Source organism: Thiohalomonas denitrificans, assembly GCF_900102855.1.
GTDB lineage: Bacteria > Pseudomonadota > Gammaproteobacteria > Thiohalomonadales > Thiohalomonadaceae > Thiohalomonas > Thiohalomonas denitrificans.
The window spans coordinates 1-11422 of the sequence record NZ_FMWD01000021.1; the positions used below are offsets into that span (position 1 = coordinate 1).

Genomic DNA, 11422 nt, shown 5'->3' on the forward strand with positions numbered 1-11422 from the left:
CGCGAGGGCGCGCCTCCTACCGGGACTATGGCTCCGTCTATCCTGGTAGGAGGGCCGCCCCCGGCGCGATGCTCCCTGCAACGAAAATCGCCGCGGGGGCGCGCCTCCTACCGGGGCTGAGCCTCCGATCTCCGTGGTTGGGTTAGGCGCGCCAGGCACATCCGTCCGGTTTACCCGTGCCCATGACGCTCCCCGTAACCCATCAAAATGCTGGCGATGGCCCCCGGAAAGCCTCCCTACGGTTGAATACCGAGCTTCTCCCGCACCGCCCCGATGAAGGCCGGGATATCCCCCGGCTCGCGCGAAGTGATCAGATTGCCGTCGACCACCACCTCCTCGTCGCGATACTCAGCGCCCGCCTCCCTGAGCTCCGGCGCCACAGCACTGTAGGCGGTCGCCTTCCTGCCGCGGAGCAGGTCCGCCGAGACCAGGATCTGCGGACCGTGGCAGATCGCCGCAATCGGCTTATCGGCCGAGAAGAACTCGCGGGCGATCGCCAGTACTTTCGGGTCCTTCCGCAACTGCGCCGGCGCCTTCCCGCCGGGCAGCACCAGCAAATCAAAGGCAGACGGATCCACCTGCTCAATCGCACTATCGGCCTCTACCGTAGCCCCTCGCTTACCAGTGATCGACGCGCCCCCGGGCGTCGCCAATTCCACCTCGATATCATCCGCCCGTAACGCCTCCAAAGGCTTGAGCAGTTCCGCGTCCTCGAACCCGTCGGCACTAATCATGATGGCCCGCATCACCCTCTCCTTTGAGTGAATGTCATCTCCCGACATCTATAGCAGGACCATGCCGCGAGCGCGCGGCCGAATACCTTGGTTCAGTGTATCCGTTGTGGACTGGCCGGAAGATCCGACTCAAGACCATCCCCGCTGACCCGCGTATCTTTTCCGTGGGAACTATGCCCGACTGAGTTACGAGATTTCCGAGGTCAACGTGTCGGAGGGATCGATACGGCCGCCACGTCAGAGTGAAAGGATTTATGTGAAGCTCGTATTTATGCCGCCGGTCAGGACTGCTGCTCCAGGTACGCCACGACATCCGCCAGCCGCCCCTCATCGATGATGAGATAAAATGGCGAACTACCCAACGCCTTCTGCTCTCGCCGCAACCAGTTGATCATCCGAGCCTCATCCCCCGCCATCCGTTCATGCAGCAGCTGATAAAAACGGACAAACAGCACCGCTTCCCGCCACGCCTTCGTTCCCTCTTCCAGCAATAGACGTCCGTTATAAAGCGCACTGATCGACTCGCACTTGAAGCCGAGTATCCGCGCCACCTCGGCACGAACCAGGCCGAGCAGATCGCCTGCCTGGACGACAGATTGACTGAGTTTTTCTGGAGAAAACAGGGGATCATCCATACATGCGCATCGCTCGAAAAACTCGCCGTTTTCTCTCCCGTTTCATCGGCCATTCACATTTAGAGGATGACCCTCCTCTTGATATTCTATTTCGACCGACTTCTCGAGAGAGTACATCCAGATCCCGAGCCACATAAAACTCTTCTGGAAATGGATGCGGGATTCATGGGACGGAGGCCTCGAAACCGTATTTGAACTGCTTCAGGAGATCGAATACAGGAACCGTTTCGGCAAAGTAAGCAGAGACGTCTCGGCACAGGGGGGCATCAGTGTCCTCACGAGACAACGCCTCAAGAATAGTCAATATGCAGGTTCGGGTAGCGGGTGATGCCAACTCCCCTACTTGAGTACCGGTTACGAAGCAGGCTGCCAGATCAACGTCATACTCCAACGACTTCACCGCATCGAAGTGGTTCTCAAACAGCTTGGGCGTTGTGATCAGGGCCGCTGCGTGCCGCAAAAAATAGGCGATATCGGCGGCATCCCGCCCCGGCCTGGCGGAACGCCTTTCGCTCCACGCCAGCAGCTTCAGCAGGAGCAGTCCTCTCGGGCTCGCAACCGGAACATCGGTTTTCCCGTTAACCCGCACCTGGACGGCGTCGGCAAAGGCTTCATGAACACCGACGACGGACATGGTGATATCGCCCTCAGGGGGCAATGCGATCAGGCCTGCGTCGGATTCCACTCCGCCGAAGGGTACGAGATCCAGATAGAAGTCTCCGCGGTAGCGGATACGCTAAGTCTGCTTTGGGTCTCGGCAAAATTCAGAATCCCGGCAAATGCCGCCAACCAAGTCGCCGTACTGCCCCCAGTCTTGCACCATGACAACGAAGTCCACATCTTCAGTAGCGCGACCCTCCGGTAGCCCGTAAACGGACTCCAGCAGAAGGACGCGCCCGGAAGCACCCGTGACCATCCAAGGGATACCAGCCGGTTCGGCAGCATTCGATACGGCCGCCAGGAGCGCGAAAATCATCTCGTCGACGGTAGCGGTATGCTCAGCCAAGATACCGCTCCCTGATCATCGCTGCCGTCTCCAGATTCCGTTCCTCGGCAGTAGAGAGGAGGTCCGCATATACCAATAGCGGGGGCGTCAAGTGGTGACCGGGTACTGGTTGAGTAACCTCAAACCGCCAAAACGGCTCGAGAACCTCGAAGTTTCCGTGCTCGTCCTTAACCGGGCGGATGCGCCGCGCCAAATCCGCAAAACCTGCGCCACCGTAAAGAGTCACCACTTGCGGCCGCAGATAACGCGTCAGCACTGCGGCCGCCGGCTCACCGCCCAACCAAAGGTCAAGCCGGGCCAGGTCTTCGTCCTTCCACCAGTCGAGCCTGTCCACACGGAACCGGCGTGGGTTCAGGCGAGGCCGGAGCTCCCGCGCATAGGCATCCACCCAGGTATCCACTAGCCGTTGCCGCTGTTCCAGAACCCTGCCGCGCGCCTTCGTCTTTTGCAGGAAGCCGAGCCGAGTCAGCTCATTGAACGCGACGTTTACACTCCCGAGGGCCACGCCAGCCTTCTCGGCAACTTCACGATAAGGTGCATTTGCCAGTTCGGGCACGCATAGCAGCGCGAACACAATACGGAGGCCCGTGGCGCGAAACACCCGCAGAGTACGGGCCTTAATGGGGACTCGGGCCGGTTTTCTGCCCGTCACGAAGACAAAGGTCTCTCCCATGTGCAGGAAAGCGTTGCCGGCGGCATCGATAAAGGGGACATCAAGCGCCTTTAGCCGTTCGGCCATCGGTGGGGTCACATAGGGCGCCACCAATACTGCCGGCCCGGGAAGATATTTCAACTGTGCCAGCGCTGGACCCAAAGTGGCGGGGGTAAGGCGAGCTTTGATCTCGGCATCCAGAACGTTTTGCCCGAGCCGGATCCGGGCGTCAGCACCAGTGTCACAGTGACCGAGGTTGAGTTGAACGACCGTGGCCGCCATGGCTGTCGTATCCTCGAACGCCCTTAACGCATCGCCAAGAACCTGATTCTCGATCATTTGTTCTGGTTCATCCCGTCCCGTCACGAGACGTCACCCGCAGAGTATGTTCATAAAAACAAAGTGTACACAGTTAGTGAACACGTGACAAACGTGAACGAAGGATGACTGCAACAACCAGAGAGCCATTTTTAGCGGGTTCCCTCTATACAATGATTCTGTTGCATCTGCCGCTTTTGTGGTCTAATTTGTACATAAGCCGCACACAGGAGGCCGAAAGATGGCCAACCCAGCGCTGAAGGATGACAAGACCGCCATCCTGACCAAGTCCTTGCGGAAGGCCGGGCAGCAACTCGGGCTGGATCAGGCAAGCCTCGGCAGAGTGATCGGCAGGGATCGCTCCGCCTTTCGCCGGGGCATCGACCCGGAATCCAAAGAGGGAGAGCTCGCACTCCTCCTGATCCGCTGCTATCGCAGCCTGTTCGCCCTCATGGGCGGTGATCCGGAGCAGATGCGCCACTGGATGACGACCCAGAACCTGCATACGGGCGGAATACCGGCGCAACAGGTGCAGAGCGTCCAAGGCCTGGTGGAGGTGATGGCTTACCTCGACGCGATCCGCGGAAAAGTCTGAAAACGCGTGTCGGAACTCTGGACCCAATGCCGACTGCACGAAGCAGCCCGCCGCATCAAGGGGGTGCTGTTTCGCATCGTGGAGAGCCAGGAGCAGGTCGCCACCAACGGATTGGTGGACTCGCTCGAAGAGCAGAGCGTGCTGGAGGAGATGCTGGAGGGGGTAAAACCGCCCGTGCGCGCCGGCAGCGACAGGCTGCACTACATCCTGATGACCCCATTTCGGTACCCTCCGCTAAAGTACGGCTCCCGCTACGGGCGTCGCCACGAACCCTCCCTCTTCTACGGCTCACTTTCCGCGAACACTGCGCTGGCGGAGTGTGCCTACTACCGCCTGCTGTTCTGGCACGGCATGGCCACGCCTCCACCCAAGCGGATCCAGACGCGCCATACCCTGTTCCAGGCGCAGTACGCTGCTAAGCACGGTCTCCAACTCCAGCACGCACCATGCGACGGGCACCGAAGAACACTCGCCCACCCGGCGGACTACTCACAAACCCAGGCGCTCGGCTCGGCCATGCGTGAGGCGGGAATCGAGGCCTTCGAATTTCCCTCGGCACGCGATCCCGATGGCGGCGAGAATGTGGCCCTTTTCGGGCCGTCCAGCCTGGCATCCAAGGCCCCCACGCTGTCGGAATCGCTGTGGTGCCAGGTGAACGGCGAGCGAGTCACGTTTTTGAATGCCTCCGAAAACAGCACAGCGGCTTTCCAGGCAGAGCACTTTTTCCACGACGGGCGTCTCCCCCAGCCGGCGCTGTAGCGCACATGCTTGCTAATGGTCTAACAGGCTGTTGAAAAAGGGTTTTGTCCCTTCTCCCCCCGGGAGAAGGCCAGGATGAGGGGGGATCAAAATCAGGCAGTTAACATGCATTGAACCTCCTCACCCCGGCCCTCGGGGAGAGGGAGTTTTTCAACAGCCCCAAGCCCGCAATAAAGGTAGGAGGGGCGCCCCGCCGCGAAGCCCGAAACGGTGAAATCCCCACGCCTTAATCAAAGCGGATAACGACTCCGCCCATAACGGCATACTGGGTCAACAGATCGCCGGAGACCGCAAAAGTGCAACCGCCGCTGCAGAAAACGCTCGTGTTGTTGTTGAATAGCGTGCCGAACCCGCGTGCCTCCAGCCGGACCCCAACGGTCCGGGTCGCCATCCAGCGAGCGCCCAGGCCCACGCTCAGGGAGGGGCGGGTTTCCGAGTCCTGCCCGCCGGGGCGTGGACTGAAGTGGGTAAGGCCAAGCCCCCCACTTAGAAAGCCTTGCCACCCCTCGAAGTGATCCGAGAGCACCGTCCCGCCCAAGTGCAGATAGTGAATATCTATGTCCGCCAGCACCTCCTCGCCAACGGCCGCATTGTCCCGCAGGCGCGTCTCCTGGCGGCTGTAGAGAAACTCCAGGTCGCGCCCGGCATCGAGTGGAGTGCCGATGAGCAGGCCACGCACCGGCTCTTCGGCCAAATCCAGAGTGGTTCCGCTATCGAGGTCTTCCAGTCGGCCTCCACCCTGAAGGCCATAGAGCAGGGACACCTCGGCTGCAGCGACAAAGGCTGGGAAGAGGCCAAACAGCAGCGGGAGTAACAACCGGGTCATGGCTTGCATCCATCACCAATCTAAAGGGCAACCCAAGCGGGTGCTTGTAAGTCACCAGTCTAGACTGCGGTCCTTTTGCGGAATAATCGGGGACACGCCAATTACCCCTAAGCAAGTGGCCGAAAGCCGGTTAGATCTCGGCCTCCCGGAAACAAACGTTAAGATCAGAATATTTATCGACGATCACCTGCATAGCCTCAACTGTCGACCGACCCCACATCTTCGTCAAAGCGTAGGTGCGCCCATTCGCGTGCATCAGTTCATCATCCGCCAGAAAGTAACGCTTTGCAGTCGATGTTTTGCCTTCCGATTCCAGCTGTTCCGTTATCGCATCGTACATTTCGCCTGAACCAAGTGTCCCTTCTGCGCTACGAACCAGATTCGGTTTCCAGTCGATGAGCTTTGCTACGTCTTCCGGGTTTGCGCCTTTTGAGTAGACTCCTCTAAAAACGGCCAGTATTGCTCTTCTTTTAGCGAGATTCGGATACTTGTCATCATCAACGAAAACGTCATAGCGCGTCAGATCTCGCCCACTCTCCCGAGCCTTGCGCTCCTTCTGGACCTTATCTCTTACCCGAACCTGATATTCCTCAGCTTCCGGAAGAGGAATTATCGGTTGCACGTCAAGTATGAGCCGACCGTCATAATCATATGGCTTGAGCCTCACACAGGTAATATCAAGGTTATGCTCATTGAGCCACATGACTGTGGTCGTCAGCTCGCGGGAGAATTCGGCAGAGGCCAATACGATACGAACATCCTGAGCGAAGCTGTCCTCGTCAACCTCATCCCATTCAAGAAAATCGAGTATGGCCGTACGTGCTTCCACATCGGCACCGTCAATACCTAAATGACGTTCGTAGATTTCGACCACTTTATCGAACGTCATAGTCGACACCATAGCCGCATACCGGAGTGCTTGAAGCTCCATGTGACCACCATCTTCAGTGCGCTTTAGTTCCACGACAACGAGGTTGGCATCCTTGTCCAATCCCAGTAAATCGATCCGCCTTCGGCTCGCCTCCCATTCGCCAAACTCTTCGGCAAGAACCATAGTGCCTGGTGCAATCACCTCGATGCGTTCTTTGAGAAGACGCTGAATGTCACCTCGTTCCTTCAATCCGTAAGAAACGAAAGTGGTCTCCCTCAGCTTTCTGATGCTGTTTTGATCCATTTCGTAAAGGGCCATGACTTCCTCGTGCAGGTTTTGTCTTAGAATCGGGCCTAGTGATCAGCGAGCGGCGGTGCAACTCGACGGTAAAGGAATTCGACACTTTTCCGGCGGTGTACCCCATGATTCTCAAAAAGACAAACGAACCTCGCGGAAACGGTCTCCTCGCTGTACGCCCGGATATTGCGACGCTTCACCCACTTACCTATCCGTTCGGCAAGGCTGAACGCCGAATCGAGTTCTCCAAAGACCACCGCTAACTGACCTCCTAGCCTTTTTTAGACTTCCGTTAACGCGTCCACGCGTTGGAAAGCACTTCTGCCTGCTGCAGGCATAAATCAATCGCATCATTGGCCCCATCGGGCGGATATTTCCACTTTTTTAGTGCCCGCCGGACTAGGTTACGAAGCTTGGCGCGCACACTATCGCGAACTTGCCAGTCGATCGTGGTGCTCTTACGCAACTGTTCGGTTATGTACCTCGCCAGTTCGCGTAGATCGCTATCGCTCATTTCCCGAACTGCCGATTCGTTTTGAATCAAAGCCCGATAGAAGGCAACCTCATCATCGTTAAGCCCCAGCTTTTCGGCTTGGGCCAGGTCCTGCTCCATGGTTTTGGCGAGTTCGATCAGTTCCTCGATGACTTGGGCCGTTTCGATGGATCGGTTGTGGTATTTACGTAAAGTCTCAAGAATGCGTTCGGAGTACTTCCTCTCCGAGACTACGTCCGTCTTCATCCGCGCTTTGATCTCGTCGCGCAACAGCTTCTCCAGGAGCTCTACCGCCAGATTTTTTTGCGGGAGGTTCTTTACGTCCTCCAGGAATTCATCTGAGAGCATGCCGATATTGGGTTTATCCAACCCGACCAGATCGAAGACGTCGGCCACTCCCTCGGAAACAATGGCGTTGTCGATGATCTGCCTGAGCGCAGAATGACGCTCCTCATCGGTGCGGCGTTTGTCGATGCTGGTGTACTTGGTGATGGCGGCTTTCACCGCCGAGAAAAAGGCGATCTCCTTACGCAGCGGCTCCACCTCGTCCAGCGTGCCGCAGAGCGTGTAAGCGGCGCGGATCACCGCCATCAAATTGAGAAAGCGCTTTTTGCCTTCGTCCTGACCGAGGATATGGTTCATCACCCCCGGTAGCAGCTGTAAGGCATCGGTCTCGTAGCGGCTGTAATTGAAGCCGTGCATCATACCGCGCAGCTTGTCCATTTCCTCCAGCAGGCGGGCGTAAGCCTCGTGGTTGTCGTGGGCCGGTTCGCCCCTGCCCTTGGAGTCGGTGTAGTCCTTCAGCGCATGCTTCAATTCGTTGGCGATTCCGATGTAATCCACCACCAACCCGCCCGGCTTATCCTTGAACACCCGGTTCACCCGTGCGATGGCCTGCATCAGGTTATGGCCGCGCATCGGCTTGTCCACGTACATGGTGTGGCAGGCGGGGGCATCGAAACCGGTAAGCCACATATCGCGCACAATCACGAGTTGTAGTGGATCGTTCTCATCCTTGAAGCGCTTCTCGAAGAGCTTGCGCGTCTCCTTGTTGTAGATGTGGGGCTGTAGCTTGGACTTATCGGAAGCAGAGCCGGTCATCACCACCTTGATCGCCCCCTTGGCTGGATCGGGGTCGTGCCAGTCGGGGCGCAGGGCGACGATGGCGTCATACATATCGACGCAGATCTCCCGGCTCATGGTGACGATCATTCCCTTACCGGGCATGGTCGTGGTGCGATTCTCAAAGTGGGCGACCAGGTCTTCGGCGACCTCCTTTATCCGGGGCGTACTGCCGACCAATTTCTCCAGCGCCGCCCATTTCGACTTCGCCTTCTCGCGGGCGGCGATGTCCTCCTCCTGCTCGAAGACCTCGTCCACATCGTCATTCAGTGCGTCAATCTCCGCCTGCTTGATGTCGAGCTTGGCCAGGCGGGATTCGTAGTAGATGGGCACCGTGGCCCCATCGTCCACCGCATCCTGAATGTCGTAGATAGAGACGTAGTCGCCGAAGACCGCGCGGGTGTCCTTGTCCTGGGCCGAAATGGGGGTGCCGGTGAAGCCGATAAACGTAGCCCCGGGCACGGCGTTGCGCAGGTGCTTGGAGTAGCCGAAGGAGTATTTGCCCGTCTTCTTATTGAGCGTTGCCTTGTCACCGTACTGGCTGCGGTGCGCCTCGTCGCTCACCACCACGATGTTGTGGCGCTCACTCAGCACCGGGTGGTGTGCCTCATCAACCAACAGTGCGAACTTCTGGATAGTGGTAAAGATGATTCCGCCCGACTGGCGCGCTGCCAGCATCTCACGCAGATCGTCGCGGTCGCCCGCCTGCACGGGTGTCTGCTTCAAGGTGTCCGCCGCCAGACTAAAGGTGTTGAAAAGCTGACCATCCAGATCGTTACGGTCGGTCACCACCACGATGGTCGGGTTGTTCATCTCCGGTTGTGCCGTCAGCTTAGCGGCGTAACAGACCATGGAGATCGACTTTCCCGAACCCTGGGTATGCCACACCACCCCCGCTTTGCCAGAGCCGGGCTTTACCCGGTCGGCATAGTCAGCGCGGACCTCGGCCATATTGTGCCGCTGGGCGGCCGTCACCGTCGCCCGCACCGCCTCGCGCACGGCATGGAACTGGTGATAGCCGGCGATCTTCTTAATCAGGCTATCGCCGTCCTGCTCGAAGAGGATGAAATAGTGAAGGTAGTCGAGTAGGAGTTCCGGCTTAAAGAACCCCTTCACCAGCGTCTCCAGCCGATACTCGAACAGCGGCTTGTCATCCTGATGGGCCACGGTGCGCCAGGGCAGAAAACGCTCCTTGTTCGCGGTGAGGGAGCCAATCCGGGCATTCACCCCATCGCTCACCACCAGCGCCTCGTTGAAGATGAAGAGATCGGGGATCTCTTCTTTATAGGTCTGCAATTGCTGGTAGGCAGACCAGACATCGGCCCCCTCGTTGGCGGGGTTCTTCAGCTCGATCACCGCCAGCGGCAGGCCGTTGATGAAAACGAGCAGATCAGGACGGCGCTTTCCCTTCGTACCGATAAGGGTGTACTGGTTCACCACCAGGAACTGGTTGTTGCCTATGTCGGCAAAGTCGACGAGCTGCACATAGTCGCTCCGCTCCTCGCCAGCTTCTTTGTAGTCAACCTTCACCCCCTCCAAGAGCAGCTTATGGAAGGCACGATTGTTCTTGATCAGCACCGGGGTCTCCGGCTTGGCGATCTGTTGGCTGACCGATTCGAGGACGGCGAGCGGGGTATGCGGGTTGATCTTCTGTAACTGGGCGAGAAGGCGGTCGAAGAGCACGATCTGGCGGTAGTCGCTACGTTCGGGGCTATCGCCGTCCGGGGCGATGTCGTATCCACGGGAGTGGTCGTAGCCTAGGGATTGGAACCAGCTTAGGCACAATCTTTCGAGCTGATCTTCAGTGATCATTTACCATAACCCATTGAAATACGTGACATACTTGGCAAAGAACCCACCAGAACACTACCAAAAGCAGTAAAGTAAAACTTTACTTCCAAATAGCCATTGGCTACGATCATTACCAATATGCCCGGCACCTCTGCACTCCTGTGTACGTGTCGGTTTTCATTTCTGGCTCCATAAATCCCACGCTTGCCACCCCTCGATCAAGCCAAAGTCTTCCAGACTGACCGCACTACAACCTACATCGGGGAACTCGCCCATCAATTCGGTAAAACGTTGTGCCCAGTGTGAGTTAGGGCAGATTACCCGCATCAGTTTTTGCATCAGGCAGAAATAGAAGAAGGGCCTTGCATCATTCAACTGCTTCCAGTTCTCATCATCCTGAAGTAGCGGGGCACGTTCTAATACATTGATATTCCATAGGCGGCTATGGTGTGCCGATACATTGCGAATAAAGTTCAAACCGCGTAACCAGCCAGCAAATGCTTTGCCATCCTTTGCACCATATTTAGCCGCGATTTGTCCTTTATGTTTGTGCTGCATCCCAGCATACATTTTTGACATCAGTCCGAAATCCCATATCTCTATAGCCACCCAAATAGGTAATTGACCATATTTTTCCAGGTAGTGTTCAACAAATGGCACCCGGCGTGCACGATGAACCAGATCTTTATACCGCTCCAACCAGAGTTGGTGCTGCGTTTTTCCGTCGCCGTTAGTCTTCTTAGCAAAGTTCCCATGAAATAGATTCGGTTCTTCGTGAGCATAGGGATCGTGCTCGCCAAGCAGATGAGCTATATCGACGCGTATTGCTAGTTCTATTCGTTCAAGAGCATCCAACGCTAGTAATCTCAGCTTCTTGTCGAACACATACAGGTGAACCGCATCCTTGAAGTGACTCCCATCCACGAAAGAGTCATGGCGAAAATGCCCGAGCTTACCAGTCTCGTCCTGAGTTATCTCCAACTTACGGAAGCCTGAATTCAACCAATAAGTGCAACGCCCCCCTTCATCGCTTATGCGACCATCAGTTCGATGGGCGCTTTGTAGCCGAGCCGCTTTCGTGGTCTCAGGTTGAGCTTATTCTCGACCTCCTGGATCTGCTCTTTGCTGATCTTGGAAAAATCGGTTCCCTTCGGGAAATATTGCCTGATCAGCCCGTTCGTGTTTTCGTTCGTTCCACGCTCCCAACTATGATACGGCCGTGCAAAGTAGACATCACAGCCAAGCTGTTCGGTCACCACGGGGTGGTGGGCGAACTCACTACCGTTGTCGAGCGTCAGCGTTTCGACCTGACCAAGCCACGGG

Annotated in this window: 12 protein-coding genes; 2 read left to right on the top strand and 10 right to left on the bottom strand. The window is 57.2% G+C overall.

Going from position 1 to position 11422, the window contains the following annotated elements:
• Positions 1 to 236: 236 nt before the first annotated feature.
• From BLP65_RS16340 to BLP65_RS16360, 5 genes are all read right to left on the bottom strand, one after another.
• Positions 237 to 746: a type 1 glutamine amidotransferase domain-containing protein gene (locus BLP65_RS16340; RefSeq protein WP_092999358.1), complete on the bottom strand. Its 510-nt coding sequence runs from the start codon at positions 744 to 746 to the stop codon at positions 237 to 239.
• 269 nt (positions 747 to 1015) lie between these two features.
• Positions 1016 to 1369, bottom strand: a complete 354-nt coding sequence (locus BLP65_RS16345; RefSeq protein ID WP_092999360.1) for an antitoxin Xre/MbcA/ParS toxin-binding domain-containing protein — start codon at positions 1367 to 1369, stop codon at positions 1016 to 1018.
• A gap of 163 nt (positions 1370 to 1532) precedes the next feature.
• Positions 1533 to 2054: a nucleotidyl transferase AbiEii/AbiGii toxin family protein gene (locus BLP65_RS16350; protein ID WP_092999362.1), complete on the bottom strand. Its 522-nt coding sequence runs from the start codon at positions 2052 to 2054 to the stop codon at positions 1533 to 1535.
• Positions 2055 to 2105: 51 nt separating this feature from the next.
• Positions 2106 to 2375, bottom strand: a complete 270-nt coding sequence (locus BLP65_RS16355) for a hypothetical protein (protein WP_092999364.1) — start codon at positions 2373 to 2375, stop codon at positions 2106 to 2108.
• Positions 2368 to 3366, bottom strand: coding sequence for a type IV toxin-antitoxin system AbiEi family antitoxin (locus BLP65_RS16360; RefSeq protein WP_092999366.1), 999 nt, complete (start codon positions 3364 to 3366; stop codon positions 2368 to 2370). Before BLP65_RS16360 ends, BLP65_RS16355 begins: the two co-directional genes overlap by 8 nt.
• A 220-nt stretch (positions 3367 to 3586) precedes the next feature.
• Between BLP65_RS16360 and BLP65_RS16365 the strand changes: the two genes are divergently transcribed.
• Positions 3587 to 3940: an MbcA/ParS/Xre antitoxin family protein gene (locus BLP65_RS16365; protein WP_092999368.1), complete on the top strand. Its 354-nt coding sequence runs from the start codon at positions 3587 to 3589 to the stop codon at positions 3938 to 3940.
• Between the two features lie 6 nt (positions 3941 to 3946).
• Positions 3947 to 4699, top strand: coding sequence for an RES family NAD+ phosphorylase (locus BLP65_RS16370; protein WP_245688396.1), 753 nt, complete (start codon positions 3947 to 3949; stop codon positions 4697 to 4699).
• 226 nt (positions 4700 to 4925) lie between these two features.
• Here the strand turns inward: BLP65_RS16370 and BLP65_RS16375 are convergent, their stop codons facing one another.
• The 5 genes from BLP65_RS16375 to BLP65_RS16400 form a co-directional block, all read right to left on the bottom strand.
• Entirely contained in the window at positions 4926 to 5525 is a 600-nt protein-coding gene (locus BLP65_RS16375) for a hypothetical protein (RefSeq protein WP_092999370.1), read from the bottom strand.
• 130 nt (positions 5526 to 5655) lie between these two features.
• Positions 5656 to 6714, bottom strand: coding sequence for a PDDEXK family nuclease (locus BLP65_RS16380; RefSeq protein WP_092999372.1), 1059 nt, complete (start codon positions 6712 to 6714; stop codon positions 5656 to 5658).
• A 271-nt stretch (positions 6715 to 6985) separates the two neighbouring features.
• Positions 6986 to 10120, bottom strand: a complete 3135-nt coding sequence (locus BLP65_RS16390) for a type I restriction endonuclease subunit R (protein WP_092999376.1) — start codon at positions 10118 to 10120, stop codon at positions 6986 to 6988.
• A gap of 156 nt (positions 10121 to 10276) precedes the next feature.
• On the bottom strand, positions 10277 to 11101 hold the full coding sequence (locus tag BLP65_RS16395; protein WP_317623065.1) for an Abi family protein: 825 nt from the start codon (positions 11099 to 11101) through the stop codon (positions 10277 to 10279).
• 29 nt (positions 11102 to 11130) lie between these two features.
• Positions 11131 to 11422, bottom strand: a 292-nt coding sequence (locus tag BLP65_RS16400) for an IS30 family transposase (protein ID WP_139181547.1), incomplete at its 5' end; no start/stop codon positions are given.